The 24,851-nt window shown below is 66.7% G+C and carries 22 protein-coding genes and 1 riboswitch; of the genes, 16 read left to right on the forward strand and 6 right to left on the reverse strand.

The genetic code is table 11. The features are described from left to right. The first annotated feature begins 6 nt into the window (after nucleotides 1-6). Nucleotides 7-330 carry a 2Fe-2S iron-sulfur cluster-binding protein gene (locus R5H30_RS17800; RefSeq protein ID WP_318329939.1) on the forward strand — a complete coding sequence of 108 codons (324 nt, stop codon included), beginning with the start codon at nucleotides 7-9 and terminating at the stop codon, nucleotides 328-330. Beyond that, a complete protein-coding gene (locus R5H30_RS17805) occupies nucleotides 330-1,046 on the forward strand; it encodes an FG-GAP repeat domain-containing protein (protein ID WP_318329940.1) in 717 nt (238 codons plus the stop codon). The genes R5H30_RS17800 and R5H30_RS17805 overlap by 1 nt, the downstream gene beginning before the upstream one ends. Nucleotides 1,047-1,050: 4 nt before the next feature. Here the strand turns inward: R5H30_RS17805 and R5H30_RS17810 are convergent, their stop codons facing one another. Next, a complete protein-coding gene (locus R5H30_RS17810; RefSeq protein WP_318329941.1) occupies nucleotides 1,051-1,923 on the reverse strand; it encodes a lysophospholipid acyltransferase family protein in 873 nt (290 codons plus the stop codon). A gap of 93 nt (nucleotides 1,924-2,016) precedes the next feature. After that, nucleotides 2,017-3,285 carry a phosphoribosylamine--glycine ligase gene (gene purD / locus R5H30_RS17815; RefSeq protein ID WP_318329942.1) on the reverse strand — a complete coding sequence of 423 codons (1,269 nt, stop codon included), beginning with the start codon at nucleotides 3,283-3,285 and terminating at the stop codon, nucleotides 2,017-2,019. 179 nt (nucleotides 3,286-3,464) lie between these two features. On the opposite strand from purD, the gene xseA reads away from it, so the two are divergent. Then, nucleotides 3,465-5,006 (forward strand): exodeoxyribonuclease VII large subunit, encoded by a 1,542-nt coding sequence (gene xseA, locus R5H30_RS17820; RefSeq protein WP_318329943.1) that lies wholly within the window; start codon nucleotides 3,465-3,467, stop codon nucleotides 5,004-5,006. Between the two features lie 19 nt (nucleotides 5,007-5,025). On the opposite strand, the gene R5H30_RS17825 is transcribed toward xseA, so the two are convergent. Next, nucleotides 5,026-5,421 carry a hypothetical protein gene (locus R5H30_RS17825; protein ID WP_318329944.1) on the reverse strand — a complete coding sequence of 132 codons (396 nt, stop codon included), beginning with the start codon at nucleotides 5,419-5,421 and terminating at the stop codon, nucleotides 5,026-5,028. A 310-nt stretch (nucleotides 5,422-5,731) separates the two neighbouring features. On the opposite strand from R5H30_RS17825, the gene R5H30_RS17830 reads away from it, so the two are divergent. Both R5H30_RS17830 and ftsY read left to right on the forward strand, forming a co-directional pair. Beyond that, on the forward strand, nucleotides 5,732-7,432 hold the full coding sequence (locus R5H30_RS17830; RefSeq protein WP_318329945.1) for an NAD(P)H-dependent oxidoreductase subunit E: 1,701 nt from the start codon (nucleotides 5,732-5,734) through the stop codon (nucleotides 7,430-7,432). An 85-nt stretch (nucleotides 7,433-7,517) separates the two neighbouring features. Further along, nucleotides 7,518-8,960 carry a signal recognition particle-docking protein FtsY gene (gene ftsY / locus R5H30_RS17835; RefSeq protein ID WP_318329946.1) on the forward strand — a complete coding sequence of 481 codons (1,443 nt, stop codon included), beginning with the start codon at nucleotides 7,518-7,520 and terminating at the stop codon, nucleotides 8,958-8,960. An 18-nt stretch (nucleotides 8,961-8,978) separates the two neighbouring features. Here the strand turns inward: ftsY and R5H30_RS17840 are convergent, their stop codons facing one another. Continuing rightward, complete coding sequence (locus tag R5H30_RS17840; RefSeq protein ID WP_318329947.1) at nucleotides 8,979-9,461, reverse strand: MgtC/SapB family protein; 483 nt, start codon at nucleotides 9,459-9,461, stop codon at nucleotides 8,979-8,981. A 69-nt stretch (nucleotides 9,462-9,530) separates the two neighbouring features. Between R5H30_RS17840 and R5H30_RS17845 the strand changes: the two genes are divergently transcribed. Then, nucleotides 9,531-10,442, forward strand: coding sequence for an EamA family transporter (locus R5H30_RS17845; RefSeq protein WP_318329948.1), 912 nt, complete (start codon nucleotides 9,531-9,533; stop codon nucleotides 10,440-10,442). 20 nt (nucleotides 10,443-10,462) lie between these two features. Beyond that, nucleotides 10,463-11,071 carry an inner membrane-spanning protein YciB gene (locus R5H30_RS17850; protein WP_318330008.1) on the forward strand — a complete coding sequence of 203 codons (609 nt, stop codon included), beginning with the start codon at nucleotides 10,463-10,465 and terminating at the stop codon, nucleotides 11,069-11,071. On the opposite strand, the gene R5H30_RS17855 is transcribed toward R5H30_RS17850, so the two are convergent. Further along, nucleotides 11,041-11,931, reverse strand: coding sequence for a lipase family protein (locus tag R5H30_RS17855; RefSeq protein ID WP_318329949.1), 891 nt, complete (start codon nucleotides 11,929-11,931; stop codon nucleotides 11,041-11,043). The genes R5H30_RS17850 and R5H30_RS17855 overlap by 31 nt on opposite strands. Before the next feature lie 189 nt (nucleotides 11,932-12,120). After that, nucleotides 12,121-12,197: riboswitch (SAM riboswitch) on the forward strand. Between the two features lie 73 nt (nucleotides 12,198-12,270). On the opposite strand from R5H30_RS17855, the gene metZ reads away from it, so the two are divergent. From metZ to R5H30_RS17880, 5 genes are all read left to right on the forward strand, one after another. Further along, a complete protein-coding gene (gene metZ, locus R5H30_RS17860; RefSeq protein ID WP_318329950.1) occupies nucleotides 12,271-13,452 on the forward strand; it encodes an O-succinylhomoserine sulfhydrylase in 1,182 nt (393 codons plus the stop codon). A gap of 113 nt (nucleotides 13,453-13,565) precedes the next feature. Beyond that, nucleotides 13,566-14,669, forward strand: coding sequence for a GTP cyclohydrolase FolE2 (gene folE2, locus R5H30_RS17865; RefSeq protein WP_318329951.1), 1,104 nt, complete (start codon nucleotides 13,566-13,568; stop codon nucleotides 14,667-14,669). 209 nt (nucleotides 14,670-14,878) lie between these two features. Then, nucleotides 14,879-15,118: a DUF1127 domain-containing protein gene (locus R5H30_RS17870; protein ID WP_318329952.1), complete on the forward strand. Its 240-nt coding sequence runs from the start codon at nucleotides 14,879-14,881 to the stop codon at nucleotides 15,116-15,118. 77 nt (nucleotides 15,119-15,195) lie between these two features. After that, complete coding sequence (locus R5H30_RS17875) at nucleotides 15,196-16,644, forward strand: TrkH family potassium uptake protein (RefSeq protein ID WP_318329953.1); 1,449 nt, start codon at nucleotides 15,196-15,198, stop codon at nucleotides 16,642-16,644. Between the two features lies 1 nt (nucleotide 16,645). Further along, the gene (locus R5H30_RS17880) at nucleotides 16,646-18,232 is read left to right on the forward strand and encodes a 5-guanidino-2-oxopentanoate decarboxylase (RefSeq protein ID WP_318329954.1); all 1,587 of its coding nucleotides are present in this window, start codon (nucleotides 16,646-16,648) and stop codon (nucleotides 18,230-18,232) included. 73 nt (nucleotides 18,233-18,305) lie between these two features. Here R5H30_RS17880 and R5H30_RS17885 read toward each other — a convergent pair whose 3' ends face one another. Further along, complete coding sequence (locus R5H30_RS17885; RefSeq protein WP_318329955.1) at nucleotides 18,306-20,069, reverse strand: trypsin-like peptidase domain-containing protein; 1,764 nt, start codon at nucleotides 20,067-20,069, stop codon at nucleotides 18,306-18,308. 167 nt (nucleotides 20,070-20,236) lie between these two features. Here R5H30_RS17885 and R5H30_RS17890 point away from each other — a divergent pair, with 167 nt between their 5' ends. From R5H30_RS17890 to glyS, 4 genes are all read left to right on the forward strand, one after another. Beyond that, a complete protein-coding gene (locus tag R5H30_RS17890; protein WP_318329956.1) occupies nucleotides 20,237-21,175 on the forward strand; it encodes a glycine--tRNA ligase subunit alpha in 939 nt (312 codons plus the stop codon). Beyond that, nucleotides 21,172-21,726: a DUF6446 family protein gene (locus R5H30_RS17895; protein WP_318329957.1), complete on the forward strand. Its 555-nt coding sequence runs from the start codon at nucleotides 21,172-21,174 to the stop codon at nucleotides 21,724-21,726. The genes R5H30_RS17890 and R5H30_RS17895 overlap by 4 nt, the downstream gene beginning before the upstream one ends. A gap of 43 nt (nucleotides 21,727-21,769) precedes the next feature. Continuing rightward, complete coding sequence (locus R5H30_RS17900) at nucleotides 21,770-22,639, forward strand: DUF1206 domain-containing protein (protein WP_318329958.1); 870 nt, start codon at nucleotides 21,770-21,772, stop codon at nucleotides 22,637-22,639. A gap of 109 nt (nucleotides 22,640-22,748) precedes the next feature. Beyond that, entirely contained in the window at nucleotides 22,749-24,836 is a 2,088-nt protein-coding gene (glyS, locus tag R5H30_RS17905) for a glycine--tRNA ligase subunit beta (protein WP_318329959.1), read from the forward strand. The last annotated feature ends 15 nt before the right edge of the window (nucleotides 24,837-24,851 follow it).

The following is a 24,851-nucleotide window of genomic DNA, read 5'->3' on the forward strand; positions in this document are numbered from 1 at the left end:
AGATACATGGCGAAGATCACCTATATCGAGCATGGCGGCACCGAGCATGTCGTCGAGGTCGCGAACGGTCTGACCGTGATGGAAGGCGCGCGCGACAACAACATCCCCGGCATCGAGGCCGATTGCGGCGGTGCCTGTGCCTGCTCGACCTGTCATGTCTATGTCGATCCGGCCTGGGTCGAGAAGCTTCCCGCCAAGGAAGACATGGAAGAGGACATGCTCGATTTCGCCTACGAGCCCGACCCGGCCCGTTCGCGCCTGACCTGCCAACTCAAGGTCACCGACGCGCTCGACGGTCTGGTCGTGCAGATGCCCGAAAAGCAGATCTGATGCGCCGCGGCCCCGAGCGCATCGCCCGGGCCGCCCTTGTCATTTCCGTCCTCGCGCATGCTGCGGCGGCGCAGGAGATTTCTGCCGCCGAATACATCGAGCCGACGACGCGCTATGCCCATGGCGTGCTCGGCGACGCCATCGAGCATGGTGCCTTGCGCCTGACGTTATCGAACGGCGCACAGCGCACCCTGCGTCTGCCCGAAACCTCGGTCTTCGAGGACACCGCCCCGCGTCTGGCTGACCTCGATGGCGACGGCGCGCCCGAGGTCATCACGGTCGAAAGCAGCCTGACCCTTGGCGCGCGGCTTGCGATCTTCGATGCCACCGGCCGGGTGGCGGCGACCCCTTGGATCGGCCAGCGCAACCGCTGGCTGGCCCCGGTCGGTGCCGCGGACCTCGATGGCGACGGCCATGTCGAGATCGCCTATGTCGACCGGCCGCACCTTGCCCGGATCCTGCGGGTCTGGCGATTCCGCGCCGGCGCGCTGGAGCATCTCGCCGATTACCCGGGTGTCACAAACCACCGCATCGGCGAACGCGATATCTCGGGCGGGATCCGTACATGCGACGGAGCGCCTGAAGTGGTGCTGACCGATGCCGGCTGGTCCCGGCTGCTGGCACTCCGCTTCGACGGCGGATCGTTTGCCGCGCGGGAGATCGCATCGCGCACGACGCCTGATGATTTCGAGGCCGCGCTGACCTGTGGCGGCTGACGCGTTACGCGCTCAAGGACCGGACCCAAAGCGGGCGGCGGGTCATGTCGACAAGGCTGACCGTGGGCGCATGCCGCCCACCCAGCGCCAGTGTCGCGCGGTGCAGCAGCGCGATCCCGTCCTCCGAACTCGCCGGGAGCGCCCTGGCCGAGACCGGCTCTCCGATCGTGAGTCGGAAAGGCTGGTGGCTCTTGTTTAGTGTCTCGTGGAACAGCGCGATGTCCCGCAGGCTCGGGTGCAGCCTGTCGAAGAGGTAGAACAGCACCGAGTTGCGCGCGCGGATGTTGATGGGAATGACCGGCAGGTCGAACTTGCGTGCGATCATCGCCGCCGAGGCCATCCAGGGCCGTTCATGAAGCCGCAGTCCGCGGCGCTTCGCCAGGCGTCCGGAGGGGAAGATGACACCGATCCGACCGTCCGCGATCGCCCGTCGTGTCTGCTCCATCGTTTCGCGGGTCTTGCCGCGCGTGCGCTTTTCGTGCCGCCATTCGACGGGCACGATCATGTCGGCCATCTGCGGCAGCACGCGAAGGATATCGGAGTTCGCATAGAAGAACGCGTCGCTGCGCAAGCTGCCGAGCGCATGGTGCAGGATGATCCCGTCCGCGATCCCGGTGGGATGATTGGCAACGATCAGGGCCGGCCCGTGGCGCGGGATATGGTCCAGTCCCTCGACGATCACGTCACGGGCGAGCAAGCGGCCCATCGTCGCCATGATATCGGCTGTGTCCCGGTCGCGGAAATGCTCGGCCAGAGCCAGCGTCCGATCGTAGCCCAGCAACCGCATCAGCGCGGCGCGCGCCGGTGCGGCCCAGAGGGTATCGCCGAACAGCCACGCAGCCCGTTCGGCGATCAGCGGATCGAGGCGGTCTCGCATGCCGGCGGCATAGACCAGCCCGGCGAACCTTTTGTGACGTCTGGCAGAGTGGGACCGTGACCTCCGGGACGCTCTCCGTCAGTCCTTGGTGGTTTATCCGTCAAGTGCGCGCCAGCCGATGTCGCGCCGGCAGAACCCGCCGGGCCAGTCTATCGCGTCGACCATCGTGTAGGCCCGTTCGGCGGCCTCGGAAAGGGTGTCGCCGCGGGCGGTGACGCTCAGCACCCGGCCACCAGCCGAGACGATCCGCCCCTCGTGCTCGGCGGTGCCGGCGTGAAACACCATGTTGCGGCTGTCCTCGGGCAGCGCGTCGAGCCCGCCGATCATCTCTCCCTTGGCGTAATCGCCCGGGTAACCCTTCGCGGCAAGCACCACGGTCATCGCGTGATCCTCGGCCCAGTTGACCCGCGCCTCGGCCAGCCGTCCTTCGGCCACCGCCTGCATCAGGTCGAGCGCCTGCGCACCGAGGCGCATCATCAGCACCTGGCACTCGGGATCGCCGAAGCGCACGTTGTATTCGACCAGCCGCGGCTGGCCGTTCTCGATCATCAGGCCGACGAAAAGTACGCCGCGATAGGGCGAGCCGCGGCGCGCCATCTCGGCCATCGTCGGGCGCACGATCTCGTCCAGCGCCCGGCGCGTCACGTCTTCCGACATCACCGGCGCCGGCGAGTAGGCACCCATGCCGCCCGTATTTGGCCCGGTGTCGCCTTCGCCGACACGCTTGTGATCCTGCGCCGTGCCGACTGGCAGCACCGTTTCGCCGTCGCAGAGCACGAAGAACGAGGCTTCCTCGCCGCGCATGAACTCCTCGATCACAACCTCTGCCCCGGCCGCGCCGAAGCTGCCGCCGAACATCTCGTCGAGCGCCGCCTCGGCCTCGGCGACGGTCTGCGCGATGATGACGCCCTTGCCGGCGGCGAGGCCATCGGCCTTGACCACGATGGGCGCACCGGTCTCGCGCACGTAGACCTTGGCCGCCTCGGCGTCCGAGAACCGCGCCCAGGCGGCGGTCGGCGCGCCGGCGGCGTCGCAGATTTCCTTGGTGAAACCCTTGGAGGCTTCGAGCCGGGCGGCCTCGCGGCTTGGCCCGAAGACCAGCAGGCCGGCGTCGCGCAACCGGTCGGCGATGCCGGCGGCCAGCGGCGCTTCGGGCCCCAAGATGACGAAATCGATCGAGTTTTCCTCGGCGAAGGCCACAACCGCGGCCCCGTCGAGAATGTCTAACGCGGCGCAGGTGGCGATGGCCGCGATGCCGGCGTTGCCCGGCGCCACGATCAGCTTGTCGCATTTCGGATTCTGCATCACCGCCCAGGCCAGCGCATGTTCGCGCCCACCGCCACCGAGGATGAGAATGTTCATGCGGTCGCTCCTTCGCCCCAGCTTCGTTACGGGCACGCGCATAGCCCGGTTCGCCGCCCCAGAGCAAGGCGCAGGGCCCTTGGGACAGACTGGTGTCGCGGCAACAGACGGACGCCGAGGGGTTTCCCTTCTCCCGACGCGCTGTATAGGGTCGGCGCAACGGCAGGCGCGGACGCTTCATGGACCTCATCGACGACACTTCCGGCAATACACCCGAGTTCTCCGTCTCGGAGCTTTCGGGCGCGATCAAACGCGTGATCGAAGGCGAATTCGGCTTCGTGCGGATCAAGGGCGAGGTCGGGCGCGTCTCGCGTCCGCGTTCCGGCCATGTCTACCTCGATCTCAAGGACGACCGGGCGGTGATCTCGGGGGTGATGTGGAAAGGCGTCGCCGCACGCCAGCAGACCCAACCCGAGGAGGGTATGGAGGTGGTGGCGACGGGGCGGCTGACGACCTTTCCCGGCCAGTCGAAATACCAGATCATCATCGAGGATATCCGGCCCGCGGGTCTCGGCGCGCTCATGGCGCTGCTGGAAAAGCGCCGCACCCAGCTTGCCGCCGAGGGCCTGTTCGATGCCGGGCGCAAGAAGGCGCTGCCCTACCTGCCCGAGGTGATCGGGGTCGTCACCTCGCCCTCGGGCGCGGTGATCCGCGATATCCTGCACCGTCTGCGCGACCGGTTCCCGCGCAAGGTGCTGATCTGGCCGGTTGCCGTGCAGGGCGAGCGCTGCGCGCCGGAAGTGGCCCGGGCGATTCGCGGCTTCAACGCGCTGACACCGGGCGGTGCGCTGCCGCGGCCCGACCTTCTGATCGTCGCGCGCGGCGGAGGCTCGGTCGAGGATCTCTGGGGCTTCAACGAGGAGGCCGTGGTGCGCGCTGCCGCCGACAGCGCGATCCCGCTCATCTCGGCCGTGGGCCACGAGACCGACACCACGCTTGTCGACCTCGCCGCCGACCGGCGCGCCCCGACCCCGACGGCGGCCGCCGAAATGGCGGTGCCGGTGCGCCACGAACTGATGGCGGCGCTCGACGGATTCGGCGCACGGATGAGCCAGAGCCTGTCGCAGACGCTGGTGCGCAGGTCGCAACGCCTGCGCGACATGTCGCGGGCGCTGCCACGGCCCGACAGCCTGCTCGACGGCCCGCGCCAACGTCTCGACGCGCGCGGAACGCAGCTCGGTCCGGCACTGATCGCTGGCGTGCAGAAGCGCAAGGTGGCGCTGGCGACGAAAAGCGGCTCGCTTCGGCCCGCGGCCCTGCGCCGCGCCGTGGCCGACGAAGGGCGCCACCTGCGCCAGCTTGCCGCGCGGCTCGCTCCGGCGCTCGCAAGGCAGGTCGCCGAGCGCCGCGAGCGTCTCGACGACCGGGTAGCCCGGTTCCGGCCGGACACGCTGACGCGCGACACGGCGCGCAAGACAGAGGCATTCGCGGCGGTGTCCGGGCGGTTGGGCAAAGCGGGGGCGGCGCAGGTATCGACGCTGCGTCAGAGGCTCACTGCACTCGACCGACTGCGCGAGACACTGGGCTACAAGGCGACGTTGCGGCGCGGCTATGCCGTGGTGCGCGACGGCGCGGACCGGCTTCTGACGACAAAAGAAGCCGCGGCGGAGGCATCGGGGCTCGAGATCGAGTTCGCGGATGGCCGACTGAAACTCGCCGGCGGCAAGGTTTCGGCAAAATCCGCGGGTGGCAAGACACCCGAGCAGGGGTCGCTTTTCTGAGTGTGGTCGCGCGGCGCGCTCAGACGCCGACCTTGGGGCCGAGGCACAGCATCTCCTCGTCGAGATCCTGCGCCTCGTAAAGTTCCTGTTGGGCCGGGTCGTCCTCGAACCTTGCGACCAGCCCGGCGGCCCCTTCGCGAAAGTTCCAGCACTGCGGCTCCGGCGTATCCTCGTAGACGAAGCAGATCATCCCGGCCTCTTCGTACCAGTGGCCATCCTTGCACTCCCCGTCGAGGAACGACCAGCGCACGCGACGATTCTCGAGGTAGACCTCGGCACCGTAGGGCGCCCCGTTCTGGCTGAAGAACAGCGTCTTGCCGCGGGTGTAGGCGTCGAAATCCTCGGCCGACATGGAAGGTTCGGCCGTGGCCGGTGCGGCGAGAAGCACGAAGGCGAGGAGCGTCTGGCGGATCATGGCGCGATGTTGCCAGAACCCTTGCCGGCCCGCCAGTGACACGGGCGTGATCGTACCGGTTGCGCACAAAGGACCGAAACCAATGTCTTGATCGACTACGCTGAACCGGGCGTTCAGAACGCATGTGCGGGCGGAACAATGGCCGGTGCGCAGCCGATGCGCGCGTCATGTTCCGATCGGCGTCGGCGGCAACGCAAAGGGCCGCCGCAGTGTCGCATTTGATCGTGTCCGCGCGATCCGGGGCCTGATAGGTTGCGCCCTGTAATCATTTTGATCCGCCCGGTTTCCCGGGCGGCGGCGGAGGCGGCGAATGGCGCTGGACAACAAGTCGGGACCCGATGGCAAGGGCGTCTGGAAATCGGGCAAGGGCAGGGGGCGCACCCATCCCAAGGGCCGGCAGCTCGACGATGCAGCGCTCGAAGAGGTGCGCGCACTGCTCGGCGACCGCCCGCGCCGCCGCGACCTGCTGATCGAATTCCTGCACCTGATCCAGGATGCGCACCGCTGCCTCTCGGCCGCGCATCTGCGCGCGCTCGCGGAGGAAATGCGGCTGTCGCAGGCCGAGGTCTATGAGGTGGCGAGCTTCTACGCGCATTTCGATGTCGTGAAAGAGGGCGAGACACCGCCGCCGGCGCTGACCATCCGGGTCTGTGACAGCCTGTCGTGCGAACTGGCCGGCGCGCAGGAATTGAAAGCGGCGCTGGAACGCGGGCTTGATCCGGCCGAGGTCCGCGTGCTGCGCGCGCCCTGCATGGGGCGCTGTGACACCGCGCCGGTGCTGGAGCTGGGGCACAACCATATCGACCACGCCACGCCGGAGAAGGTCCAGGCGGCCATCAAGGCGGGCGAAACGCACGCGCGCATCCCCGACTACGAGGCCTATTCGGCCTATCGTGCCGCCGGAGGATACGACACGCTTCTGGAACTGCGCCGGGACGGCGACCCGGTGGCGCAAAAAGAGCGGGTGCTGTCCTCGGGCCTGCGCGGGCTGGGCGGCGCCGGCTTCCCGTCGGGCAAGAAATGGGAATTGGTCCGGGCCGAACCGGGCCCGCGGTATCTCGCCGTTAACGGGGACGAGGGCGAGCCGGGCACCTTCAAGGACCGCTACTACCTCGAGCGCACACCGCACCTTTTTCTCGAGGGCATGCTGATCGCCGCCTGGTCGATCGAGGCCGAAGGCGTGTTTCTCTACATGCGTGACGAGTACCCGGCGGTACTGGAAATCCTGCGGTGCGAGATCAAGGCGCTGGAAGACGCGGGGCTCGTCGAGGCGGGTTACATCGACCTGCGCCGCGGCGCCGGGGCCTACATCTGCGGCGAGGAAAGCGCGATGATCGAATCGATCGAGGGCAAGCGCGGCCTGCCGCGGCATCGCCCGCCTTTCGTCGCCCAGGTCGGGGTTTTCGGCCGCCCGACGCTGGTGAACAACGTCGAGACACTCTACTGGGTCGCGCGCATCTGCCGCGAAGGACCCGAAGTGTTGTCTTCGGTCGAGAAGAACGGACGCAAGGGGTTGCGCAGCTACTCTGTCTCGGGCCGGGTCGCGTCGCCGGGCGTCTACCTTCTGCCCGCGGGCTCCACGATCCTCGACATCATCGAGGCGGCGGGTGGCATGGCCGAGGGGCATGTCTTCAAGGCCTATCAGCCGGGCGGCCCGTCCTCGGGCCTGCTGCCGGCCTCGCACGACGACGTGCCCCTCGACTTCGACACGCTGCAGCCGCATGGCTCGTTCATCGGCTCCGCGGCCGTGGTGATCCTGTCGGACCAGGACAGCGCGCGCGAGGCTGCGCTGAACATGCTGCGGTTCTTCGAGGACGAAAGCTGCGGGCAGTGTACCCCCTGCCGCGTCGGCTGCGAGAAGGCGGTCAAGCTGATGCAGGCCGAGCACTGGGATCAGGGACTGCTGGAAGAGCTGAGCCAGGCCATGGTCGATGCCAGCATCTGTGGGCTGGGGCAGGCGGCGCCGAACCCGATCCGGCTGGTCATCAAGCATTTCCCCGAGGAAATCTGACCCGCCTGTCCGGCGGGCCGCACTTTCCCTCCGGGGGCAGAACGCCTAGATGAAGGGCGGACCCCACCCGGAGGCTTGATTTCGCATGGCATTCTTCAAGAAGCTCAAGGACCGTCTCTTCAAGTCCTCGTCGAAGATCGACGAAGGACTCGAGGCGATCGTCGAAGACGGCGGCGTCGAAGAAGAGATGACGGCCGCAGAGACCGCCGCCGGCGATCCGCCTGCCGTGCCCGACCCGTTCCCGCGCCCCACCGATCCCGCGCCGGCATCGCCGCCCGACGAGATCGTCCCGCCGTCGCCCGACGAGACGCCGCCATCCACGCCGCAGGAAATCGAGCAGCCCGACGCACCGCAGGAGATCGAGCAACCCGACGCGCCCGATCTGCCGCCCACGCCGAAGCCCGAACCGGAGCCCGAGGCGCCGCCGCAGCCCACACCGGAACCCGATCCGGTGCCGCAGCCGCCGACCCCGGAGCCCGAGCCCGAACCCACGCCGATCCCCGATCCGCTGCCGGAACCGGGACCGGACACAGACCCGACGCCCGTTCCGCCGACACCGGCGCGCGGTGGCGTCATGCCCTCGGCAGTTGCGACCATGGCGCCGCCGGTGATCGAAGACGCGCCCGCGCCAGAAAAGCGCGGGCTTCTCGACCGCATCCTCGGGCGCCAGGCGCCCAAGACCGTGGTGCGCCGCGTGCTCGACGACGACATGCTCGAGCAGCTCGAGGAGGTGCTGATCTCGGCCGACATGGGGGTCGACACCGCGTTGCGGGTCACTGCGAACATGGCCGAGGGCCGGCTGGGCCGGAAACTCTCGGTCGAGGAGATCAAGCGCCTGATGGCCAGCGAGATCGCGCGGATCATGGAGCCGGTCGCGCGCCCGTTGCCGCTTTACCCCAAGACGCCGCAGGTGGTGCTGGTCGTGGGCGTGAACGGGTCGGGCAAGACCACGACAATAGGCAAGCTCGCCAGCCAGTTCCGGGCCGCAGGCAAGAAGGTGGTCATCGCCGCTGGCGACACGTTCCGTGCCGCGGCGGTCGAGCAATTGCAGGTCTGGGGCGAACGGGCCGGCGTGCCGGTTCTGACGGCTCCGCAGGGCACCGATCCGGCGAGCCTTGCCTTCGACGCCATGACGAAGGCGCAAGAGGAAGGGGCGGATCTTTTGATGATCGACACCGCCGGACGGTTGCAGAACCGCGCCGACCTGATGGAGGAACTGGCCAAGATCGTGCGGGTGATCCGCAAGAAGGACGAGACCGCACCGCACAACACGCTGCTCGTGCTGGACGCGACGACGGGCCAGAACGCGCTGAACCAGGTCGAGATCTTCCAGAAGATCTCGGATGTGTCGGGGCTGGTGATGACCAAGCTCGACGGCACGGCGAAGGGAGGCGTACTGGTCGCGCTCGCCGATCGCTTTGGCCTGCCGATTCACGCCATCGGCGTCGGCGAGCAGGTCGACGACCTCGCGCCGTTCGACCCCGAGGAGTTCGCCGCGGCCCTGACCGGGCTCGAACTGGCGCACTGACGCGGCGCTGCCTTGGCGCTAATGCGTGCCCATCTTTCTCTCGAGCCACCGCAACCCCATCAGAACGGATACCACGATGCCAGTCGCAAGTGCGGCCAGCGGAACCTGTCCCGCCCCGCAGCAAAGTCCGATCGCCCCGGCCAGCCACATGCCGGCACCAGTGGTGATGTTGCGAACCTCGCCGCCTGAGGTGAAGATCGCGCCTGCGGCAAGAAAGGCCACGCCCGCCGTGACTGCCTCGATCAGGCGCAGCGGGTCAATCTGGGTGTCGTCACCCGATCCGAAGGGTATGGCGGCGAGGCTCTGGCTGACCAGAATGAAGAGGCAGGCGGCCATCGAGACCAGCATGTGCGTGCGCAGCCCGGCCGCCTTGCCGCGGTGCTCGCGTTCAAACCCGATAACACCGGCAAGGGCCAGCGCCGCGAGCAAACGCACCGCGGCAATCGTGATCGGAACCTCCGAAAACGATCCCGACATCTCGTTCAGAACGATCTCCCACATGGCTGACCCCCGAAATTCCTTCAATAAATCCAACGCCAAGCTGCGTGACCGGTTCCCCCGAGGTGCCGCGTGAGCGACTGGATCCTGGCCGCCGAGGGCACCGAGGCCGGTCATCGGATCGCGCTCATGCTTGCGATCATGGCGGCGGTCCTGCATGCGGTTTTCGGTGCGCTTCAGAAGGGCCGTCACGATCCCTGGCTGACGCGTGGCGCGATCGACATCTCTTACGGGGTGATGGCGGCTCCGGTGGCCCTGTTCGTGGTGCCCTGGCCCGAACCGCATATGTGGATCATCTTCGCCACCGCCTGGGTGATCCACGTCGTCTACAAGTTGCTGCAGGCCTGGGCCTATACCAAGGGCGCCTTCACGGTGGTTTATCCGGTGGTGCGCGGCACCGGGCCGCTTTTTGCCGTCTTCGGTGCCTGGATCGTCTTCGGAGAGGTCTTCACGCCGGTGCAATGGCTGGGCGTCGCAGTGCTGCTATCCGGCATCTTCGGGCTTGCGCTTTACAACATGCGCCACCTGGTCGCTGCGCGCGAAACCCTGCACGCGGCCCTTGGCCTCGCGGTGATCACCGGGCTCTTCGTGGCGCTCTACACCACCTATGACGCCTACGGTATTCGCGCCACGGCCGACCCGTTCACCTTTCTCGCCTGGTTCTTCATGATCGACGGGTTCGTGATGCCGCTGATCGCGTTGCGGCGCTGGACGGGCATGCCGCCAGACTTGCGCCCGGCCCCCGGACCGCTGATGCTGCGCGGCTTTCTCGGCGGGATCATTGCATTCTTCAGTTTCGGTGCGATCATGCTCGCCACCCGGCTCGACAAGGTGGGGGAGGCGGCGGTATTGCGCGAGACATCGACCGTGTTCGCGGCGCTGATCGGCGTCGTCTTCCTGAAAGAGACGGTGGGTCCGCGCCGCGTGGCGCTGATGACACTGATCGCGGCCGGCGCGGTGATCGTGGAAATGGGGGGGACATGACGACGGAGAAGGAAAACGAGATGGCAGGACCGCGCAAGATCAATCCATGGCTCAAGGCCGGTCTCGAGTTCGGGCCGATCCTCGCCTTCTTTGTGGCCTACCTGCGGCTCAAGGACCAAAGTTTCGTTCTGGGCGGGACCGAGTACGACGGGTTCATCCTGGTCACCGCTGCCTTCGTCCCGCTGCTGGTTGCCTCGACGCTGGTGCTGTGGCGGCTGACGGGACACATATCGCGCATGCAGGTGGCGACCATGGTGCTGGTGGTGGTCTTCGGCGGGCTCTCGGTGTGGCTCAACGACGACCGTTTCTTCAAGATGAAGCCGACGATGATCTACCTGCTCTTCGGCGGGCTGCTCGCATTCGGTCTGATGCGTGGGCAATCCTACCTCAAGTTCGTCATGGAAGAGGTGATGCCCCTGCGCGATGAAGGCTGGATGATCCTCACCAAGCGCCTGATGCTGTGCTTTTTCGGTCTCGCGGTGCTGAACGAGCTGGTCTGGCGCACGATGAGCACCGAATCCTGGGTTTACTTCAAGACCTTTGGCCTGACGCTTGCGCTGTTCGCATTCTTCATGACCCAGGGGCGGCTCTTGCAGACCTACGCGGTCGAGCAGGAAGGCGAGGGCTGAGCGCGCCGCGCGACACGTGACGCGATCCGCAGGGCCCCGGGGAGACGCGGGCGGGCAAGCGGCAGTTTCACCGGGCGGAACCGTGACCAGCGCGCGGCGGTATCGCCGGGCAATGCGGTTTGCAGCAGCGACAGCGGAAGGCTGTCGGGGCGGCGCATCAGGCGGGCATAGAACTCCATCGCGCCCGGCCTTGTGTAGGCCGACCAGTGGCTGACACGCCCCAGCGGCGGCGCGATCCCGATCCCGAGCCTCTGCAAAGCCTCGAGGCTGCGCGGACAATCCAGCTGCAACGTCAGCGCATTCGGCGCGGCGATGCCGTGGCCGATAGCGCAATCGCCGACGCGGCGGGACGGCACAAACCTCTCGAAGGCGGCATCAAAAAGATCGTTCTCGCGGCTGGTCACGTTCAGCACCTCGACCGACCTGCCTGCCGGGGTCGCCAGCATCGCCTCGGCATGGCTCTTGTGACTTGCTCCCGTCAGCAGCACGATCCGGTCAATGGCACCCCGGGCGAGGTGCGCCAGCGCCGACAGCGCGATTTCCGACCCCAGCGAATGGGCGATGACATGGACTGGGCGGTCGGGTGCGGTACCCTTCAGGTGCGCGACGATTCGGGCAAGCTGGCCCCCATGCGCCCGCGCCCGTGCATGCGCATCGCGCAGCGAGCAGCGTGCCGCCCAGCCAAGCGCGATTCCAAAGCCGCCGGTCGGGCTGCCGATCCCCAGCGCGTCGGGCCAGCTGAACCGGCCGCCCGGCGACAGCAGCGTGCGGTGCGGACAATGCACGGGGTCGCCCGGTGCGTAGCGGTAGCCGTGCAGCATGATGATGATCGGCTCGCGTCCGCCGGAGAGACGCGCCATGCTTCGCGCAAGCGGTGACTGCATGAGATGCGGGCGCAGGCCGCTTTCTGTTGCGTTGATTCTTAGCAGCGCCATGTCCCGACAACCTCAAGATGTTGTGGATTGCGATCGAATTAACCATAGAGCCGCCGGATGAAGTTTGTGTTACGCCACCGTGACGGTGTTGACCTGTGACCGGTTTGCTTCTATCGCTGCCGACGTGGCGATTTGTTACCGGATTGCGGGCCACGTGAAACAAGCCGCTAAAAGGTCACCGAACGGGACTCTCTGAACGAAACTCCTGTCGCGATGACCGCGTCTGGAGTTTTTTTGTGCCCGGTCGGGCCAAGAGAGGACATGATGAAGAACGACTGGAACAAGCGCACCCGCGCAGTTCATTCCGGCATCCGGCGCAGCCAGTACGGCGAAGTCAGCGAGGCCATCTTTCTCACCCAGGGCTTCGTCTACGATACCGCCGAGGACGCCGAAGCACGGTTTCTCGAAGCCGGTCCCGACGAGTTCATCTATGCGCGCTACGGCAACCCCACGGTGTCGATGTTCGAACAGCGCATCGCGGCGTTGGAAGGGGCCGAGGATGCCTTTGCCACCGCTTCCGGCATGGCCGCCGTCACCGGAGCACTCACGTCCATGCTCAAGGCGGGCGATCACGTGGTTTCGGCTGGGGCGCTCTTCGGCTCCTGCCTTTACGTGCTCGAGGAAGTCCTTACCCGCTTCGGGGTCGAGGTCAGTTTCGTCGACGGCTCCGATCTCGACCAGTGGCGCGCTGCGCTGCGTCCCGAGACCCGCGCGGTGTTCTTCGAATCGATTTCCAACCCGACCTTGCAGGTGGTTGATATCGCGGGCGTCTCTGCGCTGGCGCATGACGTCGGCGCGACCGTGATCGTCGACAACGTCTTCGCGACCCCGGTCTGGTCCGACGCCATCGCGCAGGGTGCGGACGTGGTGGTTTATTCGGCCACCAAGCACATCGACGGTCAGGGCCGGGCGCTGGGCGGGGTGATCCTCGGCACGCGCGAGTTCATCCGCAAGACCGTCGAGCCTTACATGAAGCACACAGGCGGCTCGATGAGCCCGTTCACGGCTTGGGTGATGCTGAAGGGGCTCGAAACGATGGACCTGCGCGTGCGCGCCCAGACCGCGAACGCGCAAGAGATCGCCGAGGCGCTTTCGGGGCACGAGAAGCTCGCGCGCGTGATCTACCCCGGCCTTGCCGATCATCCGCAGGCCGAGCTGGTCAGGCGCCAGATGGGGAAGGGCGGTACCGTGCTCTCGATCGATCTTGCCGGCGGCAAGGAGGCGGCCTTCCGGTTCCTCAACGCGCTCGAGGTGGCGATCATCTCCAACAACCTCGGCGACGCCAAGACGATCCTCACCCATCCGGCCACGACCACGCACCAGCGCCTGCCGCAGGACCAGAAGGACGCGCTGGGCATCACGCCGGGACTGGTGCGCATCAGCTGCGGCATCGAGGATAGCCAAGACCTGACGCGCGACATGCTGGCAGCGCTCGCGCGCGCCTGACCCTGCTGTCGCGGGTTGTCAGTGATCCGTCGTTCAGGCGGCGCGTATACCTTTGATGTGATGGTATTTGGCCGGCAAATGCCTACATTGGGATCGCACCCTGGGGGATATCCATGAACATTCACCTGCCTGTTCGCAATGAAGCGCCCGACCGTGAAGATGCCGAGGCGGCGCTCGAGACGCTGCGGGCCTGGGCCCGTTCGGCCACGGACGCCGAAGTCGGCGCGCTCGATCCCGCGGTCGCCAAGCTGCTGCCGGACGCGCCGGGGCAGGGCTATCCGACGCTTTCGCGGCGCTACCCCGAGGGTTTCGCGGTCGACGACGGCTACAAGTCCTCGCTGCCGGACCTGCAGAATGGTCCGTCGAGCCTGATCCGCGGGGCGCGCAGACAACTCCAGCACGTGGGCATCTCGAATTTCCGCCTGCCGATCCGGTTCCGCAACCGCGACGCGGGCGAGATCACGCTGGAAACCTCGGTGACCGGAACCGTCAGCCTCGAGGCCGACAAGAAGGGCATCAACATGTCGCGCATCATGCGCAGCTTCTACAAGCACGCCGAGCGCACCTTCAGCCTCGACGTGATGGAGGCCGCGCTCGACGACTACAAGGCCGACCTTGAAAGCCTCGACGCGCGGATCCAGATGCGATTTTCCTTCCCGATGCGCGTCGAGAGCCTGCGCTCGGGCCTGTCGGGCTACCAGTATTACGACATCGCGCTCGAGCTCGTCGAAAGCGCTGGCGCGCGCAAGCGGATCATGCACCTCGATTACGTCTACTCGTCGACCTGCCCGTGCTCGCTGGAACTCAGCGAACATGCCCGCGCCACGCGCGGCCAGCTCGCGACGCCGCATTCGCAGCGCTCGGTGGCACGGGTGTCCGTCGAGATCGACAGCGATGCCGGTTGTTTGTGGTTCGAGGATCTCATCGAAGCCTGCCGGCGCGCCCTGCCGACCGAAACCCAGGTCATGGTCAAGCGCGAGGATGAACAGGCCTTTGCCGAGCTCAACGCCGCGAACCCTGTGTTCGTGGAGGACGCCGCGCGGCTCTTGTGCGAACAGTTGCAGGCCGATGTCCGGATCGGCGATTTCCGGATCGTCGCGAGCCACCAGGAAAGCCTGCACAGCCATGACGCGGTGAGCGTTCTTGTCGAAGGCGACACCTTCGCGGCGCAAAGCCTCGATCCGAAGCTGTTTGGCACTTTGTTCCACGTCGGCTGAAGCCCCGTCGGACCCGGGACGCGCGGATCCTGTCAACCCTGGCCTGCAGGGTGACGTGGCGCCTGCGCGCGAAACGCAGCGTCACTGCGCACCGGCTATGCCGCGATGCAGCGAAAACGGAAGGCGGGTATGCAGTATTGTCGGTTCTCCCTGAAATTCAGGGGTTTATCTAAGGGACAAGACAAACAGAACCGCAATCGAGACTCACAATGGCACAGCAAGCTACCGTTCAACACTCCTCCGCGACCCAGACACTCAACGCCGCCGGCGCCGCCGTCGGACGTTTTTTCGGCGCCATCGGTCGCGCCATGATGCATGCCGCTGAATCCAACAGCCGCCTGCAGCAGGTCCGCACCCTGCAGTCGAAGTCGGACGCCGAACTGGCGCGTCTCGGCATCAAGCGCGAAGAGATCGTGACCCGCGTCTTCAGCGACCTCTACTACCTATGAGTTGACCACGCGGCCGCGCGCCCCGAGGCGGGCGCGGGCCGCTTGACAGCGCGGCGGCGCGGGGCCAAGCCTGCGCAATGCTCGACCTGCGCCCTGTCGGATACGTGATCGGATTGCTGGTGGCCGTCCTCGGCCTCGCGATGATCCTTCCGTTGCTGCTCGACATCGCAGGCGACCGGAACAACTGGTCGGTCTTCGCGCGCAGCGCGCTCATCACCATCCTGTCGGGAAGCCTGATCGCCCTGTCGTGTTCGAACGGGGTCAAGGAAGGCCTGAGCATCCAGCAGACGTTTTTGCTGACCGTGACGGTCTGGATCGCCCTGCCGCTTTTCGGTGCGATCCCCTTCATGCTCGGCGCGACCGAGTCGCGCTTTGTCGATGCCTTCTTCGAGGCGATGTCGGGGCTTACCACGACCGGCTCGACCGTTCTCGAAGGCCTCGACGAGTTGCCGCGGGGCATCCTGCTCTGGCGGGGGATCCTGCAATGGCTCGGCGGCATCGGCATCATCGTCGTGGCGATGGTTTTTCTGCCCGAACTGCGCGTCGGCGGAATGCAGATCTTCAAGTCCGAGGCTTTTGACACGATGGGCAAGATTCTGCCCCGCGCCGGCCAGATCGCCAGCCAGATCTCGACCATCTACATTGCCCTGACGATGATCTGCGTACTGACCTACATCACGCTCGGCATGAGCACCTTCGATGCCACGGTGCATGCCCTGACCACCATCTCCACCGGCGGCTTCTCGAATTACGATGCCTCTTTCGGCACCTTTTCCGGTCGCATGGAATATGCCGCATCGGTATTCATGATCCTCGCAGCGCTGCCTTTCGTCCGCTATGTCCAGCTGATCAACGGGCACGCCCGCCCGATCTGGCGCGACACGCAGGTCCATGCCTTTCTCGGTACGATCGCCGTTCTGGTCTTCGTCATGGCCCTCGTGCTGACCAACATCTTTCCGCACCACTGGGAACAGGCGGTGCGCGAGTCGCTGTTCAACATCACCTCGATCATGACCGGAACCGGTTATGCCTCGGTCGACTACATGGGGTGGGGCCCGTTCCTGATCTCGCTGTTCTTCTTCGCAGGATTGATCGGCGGTTGCGCGGGCTCGACCGCCTGTTCGATCAAGATCTTCCGGTACCAGCTGCTTTTCGCGTCGATCCGCATGCAGGTCCGCAAGATCCGCTCGCCCAACGGGGTGTTCGTGCCGCGCTTCAACCGCCGGCCCATCACAGAAGACGTGCTGAGTTCGGTGATGTCTTTCTTCATGTTCTTCGTCCTGACGCTCGGCCTCGTCGCCGTTGCGCTCAGCCTGACGGGCCTCGATTTCATCACCTCGATCTCGGGGGCCGCGACCGCCTTGGCCAATGTCGGCCCGGGCCTAGGCGACCAGATTGGTCCCGCAGGCAATTTCGCGGGTCTGAACGACACCGCGAAGTGGATCCTCGCCTTTACGATGTTGGTCGGCCGCCTCGAGGTCATGGCCGTCTACGTTATCTTTACCGTCCGCTTCTGGAGAGCCTGACATGACCAACCGCCCGCTCGGCGCACAGATTTCGCACATGCTGAAGGCGCGCGGCGTCGACGTGATCTTCGGGATCCCCGGTGTTCATAACCAGGAAATGTACCGCGGAATCGAGGAAGCGGGCATCCGGCACGTCCTGGCGCGGCACGAGCAGGGCGCAGGGTTCATGGCCGACGGATATGCGCGGGCCAGCGGCCAGCCGGGGGTGGTCTACGTCATCACCGGGCCGGGCCTGTGCAACATCATGACGCCGATGGGGCAGGCCTATTCGGACAGCGTGCCGATGCTGGTGATTTCCTCCTGCCTCGACGAGACCTCGGCACGGCGCGGCCAGCTGCACCAGATGAAAGACCAGCGCGCCGCGGCCGAAACCGTCTGCGACTGGTCCGAGGAGGCGCGTTCCGCCGAAGCGGCCTATGGGCTCATCGATCGCGCGCTGGCGGAGTTCGAGACCTCGCGGCCGCGGCCGAAACACCTTCAGGTGCCGATCGCGCTGCTCGAGGCGCCCGCCGACGACGCACCGGCGCGTCCAGAGCTTGCCGATCTTCCGTCCATTCCGCCGTCCGCCGTGGAAGTGGTTGCCGAGCGGTTGCTGGCGGCAAACCGGCCGCTCTTCGTCTTCGGTGGTGGTGCCGCGCAGGGGGACGCGGCGGCGGCATCGGTGCTGCGCAAGGCGGGGTCGGGCTCCTTCACCAGCTACGCGGGACGCGGCATCGTGCCCAAGGACGATCCGCTGCATTTCGGTGCGGCGCTGGCGCGACCGACCAGCGCCGAGGTTTTCGCGAAGGCTGACCTCGTGATTTGCGTGGGCACCGATCTGGCCGAGGTCGACCTCTGGCGTGACGCGCTCGGGCAGGATTGCGCGGCGGTGATCGTCAACCGCGATCCGGAGGTTCTCGCGGCGGCGGCGCCCGGTGATCTGGGGATCGCGGCGGATGCGGCGGCGTGGCTGGCGGCCCTCGATGCCAGGCTCGATACGCGCTCGGAAGCATCCAAATGGACAGCACAAGAGGTTGCGGACTGGCGCGCGCGCTGGCGCGCCGAAGTCGAGGCCGAGCGTCCCGGCATCTTGCCGGTCGCCGATGCGCTGCGCGCCTGCCTGCCGCAGGATACAATGATCTTTTCAGACATGACCCAATTCGCCTATTCGGCCAAGGAGGTCTGGCCGATGGACCGGCCCGGACACTGGCATCATCCCTTCGGCTTCGGCACGCTGGGCTACGCGACGCCGGCCGCCATTGGCGGCGCCGTGGCGCGGCCGGGCCTGCCGTCGATGGCGATCATCGGCGATTACGGATTCCATTACACGATGCAGGAGCTTGGCGTGGCGGTCGAACTGGGTCTGCCGCTGCCGATCGTGCTCTGGGACAACGGCAAGCTCGGAGAGATCGAGGCCAGCATGGTCAGCGCACAGATCGCACCGAACGCCGTCGTGGCGCGCAACCCGGATTTCTGCAAACTCGCCGAAGCCTTCGGTGCGCGCGCGGCGCGTCCCGAAAGCCTGAACGCGATGCAGGACGCGGTGCGCGCGGCCTTCGATGCCGACGGGCCGACGCTGATCCACCTGAACGCGGAGCTGCTCGGCTAGCCGACCGGCGCCGGAATCTTGCAAGATTCCGGACCGTTTTCCGTGTCGGAAAACGCCGCCCCGTGGCCGAGGGTCAGTCCCAGCAGCTCACCAGCACGGTCATGCCCTGGCCGCGGGAGGTGATGTCGTAGGCGTCGAGACCGGCCGTCTCACTGCCTGTCGCCGCTGTCAGACCCGCGCGCCGCATGACCTCGGCGATGGCCCCGCCGGCCAGCGCAAAGCTCACGTCTTCTGGCAGTTGCTGGGCGCCGCCCGCGCGCGGAAGCAGCATCCCCAGCACGTTTCCGCTGGCGTCGATCACCGGCCCGCCCGCGTCGCCGGGCAGGGGGGCAAGGTCGAGCCGGCTTATCTCTTCCTCGCCGCGCAGGCCGCGCAGCTCGGCAAGCGTTCCGAAGGTCATTGTCGGCGCATTGAGCGCGTCCTCGAACGGGTAACCCGCCACCGCGACCTCGGACTGGAGACGCGGCGGCACCGGGCTGAACTGGGCGATACGCGAGGGCGCAAGCCGCTGGGACGGGCGCAGGATGGCGATCCCGCGCCCGCTGTCCTCGGCCGTCACCGTGGCCTCGTAATCCTCGTCGAGCGTGATCCGCGAACAGCTCTGCACCGCCTCGGAGGTCGTCACCACCGCCCCGGCGCCGTCCACGAAGAAGCCCGAGCGCGACAGGCGCGGCTTGCGGATGCGAAGCCCCGAGACCAGGTCGATCTGCTGGGCCGCATCGGCGCCCGCGGCGGCGTCGAGCACCCCGTCGATGCGCGTGAAGCTGCGCCGCATCTCCGCGACCAGCCGCTCGCGGCGTTCTTCGTCACCGGCCGGCCAGACCAGCGTGAAGCCCTTGATCCGACCCCCTTCGAGGCTGACATGGGTTTCGCTGATCCGCGTGGCGTTCTGCCCGACAAGGCTGAAATCGCGATCGGATTTCTGGCGCGGGCCGTTCAGCGGAACGATCTCGAGCGTCTGCATGATGTCGTAGAGGCCATGCAGCGTGTCGCGGTCTCCCTCCTGGCTGATCAGCAGCACCAGCGCGTCGATCTCACCCTTGGCATCGAAATGCGCGAAGGGCGGCTCGTAGCGCGAAAACGCGACGACCTCCTTCGGGATCAGTATCTCGATCCCGGTGGCGGTTTCGCGCAGCGGTTCCAGCCCGAGTCCGTCGAGCACGGCATTGTACTGACCCATCAGTTCGTTGCGCTGGGCCGTGGTCAGGATCCCGGTGACCTCGTGCGCGTTGGCGGCCTGCCAGGCCGCCATCGAGCTGCGCGTGCCGCGTCCGAACTGCCCGTCGATGGCTGCATTGTAATGTCCGGCCCATTGAAGCGCGGTCTGAAGGCCGCGGCGCTCGGCCTCCGACAGCAGCCGCTCGCTCGCGCGGGCTTCCTGGGGTGTCTCGTCCGCCGGAGCGGGCGGCGAAGCGGGTTCGGCGACGGTAGCGGTGTCAGGCGCGTCCGGCACCTGCGGCGCGGTCCCTTCGGGCGGCGCGATCACGCCGCGGTCAAGCACGTTGGCTCCCACGGGCCAGAACTGCCGGCGGTAGGCCGAGCTTTCCGCTATGTAGCTGTCGCGCGGGATCAGACCCTCCGCACGGTAAACCCGCAACACCTGCGCCGCGTCGCTGGGGGCGTAGGGCCCGAGCGCGACCCCGTACCAGCCGGTTCCGAGGTCGAAGCCGTTCACATCGGCCAGCCGCGCGGCATAGTCGCGCGCGCGCTCGGTGGCTTCCGCAAGGCTCGGCTGTGCCTCGATCTGGACCCAGACCGGCGCCTCGCCGGACTGGGCATGCAGCGTCCGGGTCAAGCCCAGCACAATCATCACCGCAAGGGCAATCAGTCGCATCATGTCCGGGCCGCCTCTGCTCGTCTCTATTTTCGCCAGATAAGCAGGAAATCTTTTCAAAGACCATAAGTCCCGGTTGCCTCCGCGCGGTTATAGGCCCGGCTGTTGTAATTGACCCCGCCCGGTCCGGCGCATAGGTAGTCGCCCAGATCACCGCAGGAGCCTGCCCCATGCCCGACGCCGCAAGCGCACCGCGCTCGTTCCAGGACATCATCCTGAAGCTGCAGACCTATTGGGCCTCCAAGGGCTGCGCGATCCTGCAGCCCTACGACATGGAAGTGGGCGCCGGAACCTTTCATCCCGCGACCACCCTGCGCTCGCTCGGCAGCAAGCCCTGGGCCGCGGCCTACGTGCAACCCTCGCGCAGGCCCACCGACGGGCGCTATGGCGAGAACCCGAACCGGCTTCAGCACTATTACCAGTACCAGGTCCTGATCAAGCCGAGCCCGCCCGATCTGCAGGCGCTTTATCTCGGCTCGCTCGAGGCGATCGGCATCGACATGGACCTGCACGACATCCGCTTTGTCGAGGATGACTGGGAAAGCCCGACGCTGGGCGCCTGGGGACTGGGCTGGGAAGTCTGGTGCGATGGCATGGAGGTGAGCCAGTTCACCTATTTCCAGCAGGTCGGCGGGCATGACTGCCACCCGGTGTCCGGGGAACTGACCTACGGGCTGGAGCGGCTGGCGATGTACGTACTGGGCATCGACCACGTCATGGACATGCCCTTCAACGATCCCCAGACCCCGATCGCGCTCAGCTACGGCGACATTTTCCGGCAGGCCGAGGAGGAATACGCGCGCTGGAATTTCGACACCGCCGACACGCAGGTGCTGCTGCGGCATTTCGAGGAGGCCGAGGCCGAGTGCCGCGCGATCCTCGATCGGCCCGCCGAGGATCCCAAGACTGGCAAGCGCATCGTCATGGCGCATCCCGCCTACGACCAGTGCATCAAGGCGAGCCACGTCTTCAACCTGCTCGACGCGCGCGGCGTGATCTCGGTGACCGAACGGCAGGCCTATATCGGACGGGTGCGCGCGCTGGCCAAGATGTGCGCCGATGCCTTCGTCGAAACCCGCGCCGGGGGCTGGACTCCCGAGGCGGCATGAACGGGCGCATCGTCGGGCTGGGCGTGCTTGCGGCGGCCGGCGTCGCCGGGGCGGCGCTTTACTACTTTCAGGTCTACGGATTCTACGAGGACGTGACCGACGAGGCCGGAACGGTACAACTCGTCGCGAAGGACACCGGCGCGACCGAAGCCATCGAGACTGCGGATTTCCGTGCCATCGACGCCGACAGCTCGCCGATCCGCTTCCGGGCCTGCTTCACCACCGAGGCCGCTCCGGAAACGCTCGATGCGCGCTACGAGCGTGTCGAGGACGCGGTTCCGCGCAACGCGCCGGGCTGGTTCGATTGCTTCGATGCCGAGGCGATCGCGGCGCGGCTCGCCGACGGGACGGCGCGGGCCTACCTCGGTCAGAAAAACGTGCACTACGGCGCCGATCGCATCGTCGTCGTGACCGAGGATCGGCAGGGCTTCGCCTGGAACGAGCTCAACAACTGCGGCGAGAAGGCCTACGACGGCACGGTCATCGGCGAGGATTGTCCGGAGCATCCGGCGACCGGGACCGCGGTCGATGAGGCCGAAGCCGGGAACTAATTCGCATGTCGGCGCTTGTCCCTGCACAGGAGGACGCGCACTGATGGCTCAGAACGACGACGCACCCGGCTGGGTGATCCCCGTGATGCGGACGGGCTACGGCGCCCGCGGCGTGACCTACATCATCCTTGGCGTCCTTGCCTTTCTCGCGGCCTGGACCGGCGGCGACGCCGAGGGCACGCGCGAGGCCCTGGCCAAGCTGCGCGACATGCCCTTCGGCCTCATCGGGCTCTGGCTGATCGCGCTGGGCTTTTTCTGCTACGCGATCTGGCGCCTGATCTGCGCCTTCTACGATCTCGAGGATCACGGCACGGACGCCAAGGGCCTGATCGCGCGCACCGGGCAGACGGTGACCGGACTGATCCATGCCGGCCTGGGTATTTCGGTTGTGCGACTGGCAACGGGGTCATCCTCCGAAAGCGCAGGCGACGGCGGCGGTGCGCAAAGCGCGACGTCCTGGGTGCTGTCGATGCCCTTTGGCAAATGGATCGTGATCGCGGTTGGTCTCATCACGATCGGCGCCGGCATCTACTATGGCTGGAAGGGTATTGCCGAGAAATACAAGGAGCACCTGCGCTGCACCTCGCTGACCGAGCGTCTCGACCCGGTGGTGAAGGCCGGACTGATCGCGCATGGCGTGGTCATCGCACTGATCGGGACGTTCCTGATCTACGCCGGGCTCAACACGGATCCCGGTCAGGCTGGCGGCATCGGCAAGGCTTTCGACACGGTGCGCAGCCAGCCCTATGGGCAGTTTCTTCTGGGCGCTCTAGGCATCGGGACCGTCGCCTTTGCGATCTACTGCTTCATCGAGGCCATCTACCGCTTCGTGCCGCGTCTGGCCGAGCCCGACCTGACGTCGCTGGCGGATGCGGCCGAGGGACGCGTACGGGCTGCCGCGCGGTCGCTTTGATCCGCGCGCAAATTCCGCGCCCCGCATCTGGACCCTCGCCAATGCCTTCGTTATCCACGCGCTGACGTGATGACCGCGCTGCGCGGTACAAGCCAAGGCGAACTCCGACATGAAGGACCTTCTGATCGAGCTTTTCTCCGAGGAAATTCCCGCGCGGATGCAAACCCGCGCGGCCGATGACCTGCGCAGGCTGTTTACCGACGGTCTGGTCGAGGCCGGGCTGACCTATGCGTCGGCGGCCGCCTTCTCGACGCCGCGCCGCCTGGCACTCACAGTCGAAGGTTTGCTGGCGCAGAGCCCGGCGACCCGCGAAGAGCGCAAGGGGCCGCGGGCAGATGCGCCTGAAAAGGCCGTCGAAGGGTTCCTGCGTGGGGCGGGGCTGACGCGTGAGCAGGTTGAGACGCGGGACACGCCCAAGGGGCCGGTGCTTTATGCCGTCATCGAGAAACCCGGACGCCCGGCCGCCGAGATCATTGCCGAGGTGCTCGAGCGCACGATCCGCACCTTCCCCTGGCCGAAATCCATGCGCTGGGGTTCCAGCAGCCTGCGCTGGGTTCGACCACTGCACCGCATCCTGTGCATCCTCTCCGACGAGGGGGGAGCGGAGGTCGTGCCGCTTAGCATCGACGGCATCGAGACCGGGGACCGGACCGAAGGACACCGCTTCATGGCGCCGGAGCCGTTTTCCGTCGCGAGTTTCGACGACTACGCCGCAAAGCTGAAGAAGGCGCGTGTGGTGCTCGATGCCAAGGAACGGGCTGACGTGATCTGGCACGACGCCACCAACCTCGCCTTCGCTTCGGGCTTGGAGGTGGTCGAGGATGCGGGGCTTCTGGCCGAGGTTGCGGGGCTCGTGGAATGGCCCGTGGTGCTGATGGGCGAGATCGGCGTGGACTTCCTCGACCTGCCGCCCGAGGTGCTGCAGACCTCGATGCGCGAACATCAGAAGTTCTTTTCGGTGCGCAACGCCAAGACCGGCCGCATCGAGCGCTTCGTGACCGTGGCCAACCGCGAGACGGCCGACAATGGCGCGACTATACTCGCCGGGAACCAGCGCGTGCTGTCGGCGCGTCTTGCGGATGCCAAGTTCTTCTGGGAGAACGACCTGCGCGTGGCGCGCGACGACATGAGCACCTGGCTGCAAGCCCTTGATAGTGTGACGTTCCACAACAGGCTCGGCTCGCAGGGCGACCTGATCCGGCGCGTCTCCGCCCTCGCGCGGGAGATCGCGCCGCTCGTGGACGCCGACCCGGACGAGACCGAGACCGCCGCGCGTCTTGCCAAGGCCGACCTCGCCTCGGAGATGGTCTACGAATTTCCCGAACTTCAGGGGGTTATGGGCCAGTATTACATCAAGGCTGCCGGTGGGTCCGAAGCCGTGGCCGCCGCTGCTCCCGGCCACTACGCGCCACTCGGGCCCTCGGACGCCGTGCCTGTCGATCCGGTCTCGGTGGCCGTGGCGCTGGCCGAGAAGATCGACAAGTTGACCGGCTTCTGGGCCATCGATGAGAAGCCCACCGGCAGCAAGGATCCTTTCGCGCTGCGCCGCGCGGCGCTGGGGGTCATCCGGATCGTGTTGGAGAACGACCTGCGGCTCGACCTGCGACAATCTTTCCGATCGCACATGAATGCGCATCCGCCCGGAGAGGGTGACGATCTGGATGGGAAGACGGATAACCTTCTAGGCTTCCTCCATGACCGCCTCAAGGTCTACCTGCGCGATCAGGGCGTCCGGCATGACGTGATCGACGCCTGCATCGCCTTGCCGGGCAGCGACGATCTTGCGCTTCTGGTCAAGCGCGCGAAGGCGTTGCAAGAGGTGATCGGCACCGAGGACGGCGAGAACCTGATTCAGGGGTTCAAACGGGCCAACAACATCCTGACCCAGGCCGAGGAGAAGGACGGGGTCGAGTATTCCTTCGGCCCTGACGTCAAGTTCGCCGAAGGCGCGGCGGAACGCGCGCTCTTCGCCGCGCTCGATGCGGCGGAGCCACGGATCGCGGACGCGCTGAAGGCGGACGATTTCGCGGGCGCCGTGTCGGCGATGGCGACCCTGCGCGGTCCGGTCGACGCCTTCTTCGAGGAAGCGCAGGTCAACAGCGACAACCAGACCATCCGGCGCAACCGCCTGAACCTGTTGCACCGCATCCGGACAATCTGCACCTCGGTCGCGGACCTGACGCGGATCGAGGGCTGATACAGTCATTCCCGC

Origin of the sequence: Roseobacter sp. FCG-D35 (assembly GCF_033436665.1) — a bacterium.
In the GTDB taxonomy this organism is placed as follows: domain Bacteria; phylum Pseudomonadota; class Alphaproteobacteria; order Rhodobacterales; family Rhodobacteraceae; genus JAWQFO01.

Coding starts and splice junctions, on each gene's coding strand:
- R5H30_RS17870 (WP_318329952.1), top strand. CDS start 14,879: ATGGCACAGCAAGCTACCGTTCAACACTCCTCCGCGACCCAGACACTC.
- R5H30_RS17805 (WP_318329940.1), top strand. CDS start 330: ATGCGCCGCGGCCCCGAGCGCATCGCCCGGGCCGCCCTTGTCATTTCC.
- metZ (WP_318329950.1), top strand. CDS start 12,271: ATGAAGAACGACTGGAACAAGCGCACCCGCGCAGTTCATTCCGGCATC.
- R5H30_RS17900 (WP_318329958.1), top strand. CDS start 21,770: ATGGCTCAGAACGACGACGCACCCGGCTGGGTGATCCCCGTGATGCGG.
- R5H30_RS17875 (WP_318329953.1), top strand. CDS start 15,196: ATGCTCGACCTGCGCCCTGTCGGATACGTGATCGGATTGCTGGTGGCC.
- R5H30_RS17850 (WP_318330008.1), top strand. CDS start 10,463: ATGGCAGGACCGCGCAAGATCAATCCATGGCTCAAGGCCGGTCTCGAG.
- R5H30_RS17895 (WP_318329957.1), top strand. CDS start 21,172: ATGAACGGGCGCATCGTCGGGCTGGGCGTGCTTGCGGCGGCCGGCGTC.
- R5H30_RS17855 (WP_318329949.1), bottom strand. CDS start 11,931: ATGGCGCGTCTCTCCGGCGGACGCGAGCCGATCATCATCATGCTGCAC.
- R5H30_RS17885 (WP_318329955.1), bottom strand. CDS start 20,069: ATGATGCGACTGATTGCCCTTGCGGTGATGATTGTGCTGGGCTTGACC.
- R5H30_RS17880 (WP_318329954.1), top strand. CDS start 16,646: ATGACCAACCGCCCGCTCGGCGCACAGATTTCGCACATGCTGAAGGCG.
- ftsY (WP_318329946.1), top strand. CDS start 7,518: ATGGCATTCTTCAAGAAGCTCAAGGACCGTCTCTTCAAGTCCTCGTCG.
- R5H30_RS17810 (WP_318329941.1), bottom strand. CDS start 1,923: ATGCGAGACCGCCTCGATCCGCTGATCGCCGAACGGGCTGCGTGGCTG.
- R5H30_RS17800 (WP_318329939.1), top strand. CDS start 7: ATGGCGAAGATCACCTATATCGAGCATGGCGGCACCGAGCATGTCGTC.
- glyS (WP_318329959.1), top strand. CDS start 22,749: ATGAAGGACCTTCTGATCGAGCTTTTCTCCGAGGAAATTCCCGCGCGG.
- R5H30_RS17840 (WP_318329947.1), bottom strand. CDS start 9,461: ATGTGGGAGATCGTTCTGAACGAGATGTCGGGATCGTTTTCGGAGGTT.
- purD (WP_318329942.1), bottom strand. CDS start 3,285: ATGAACATTCTCATCCTCGGTGGCGGTGGGCGCGAACATGCGCTGGCC.
- R5H30_RS17825 (WP_318329944.1), bottom strand. CDS start 5,421: ATGATCCGCCAGACGCTCCTCGCCTTCGTGCTTCTCGCCGCACCGGCC.
- folE2 (WP_318329951.1), top strand. CDS start 13,566: ATGAACATTCACCTGCCTGTTCGCAATGAAGCGCCCGACCGTGAAGAT.
- R5H30_RS17890 (WP_318329956.1), top strand. CDS start 20,237: ATGCCCGACGCCGCAAGCGCACCGCGCTCGTTCCAGGACATCATCCTG.
- xseA (WP_318329943.1), top strand. CDS start 3,465: ATGGACCTCATCGACGACACTTCCGGCAATACACCCGAGTTCTCCGTC.
- R5H30_RS17830 (WP_318329945.1), top strand. CDS start 5,732: ATGGCGCTGGACAACAAGTCGGGACCCGATGGCAAGGGCGTCTGGAAA.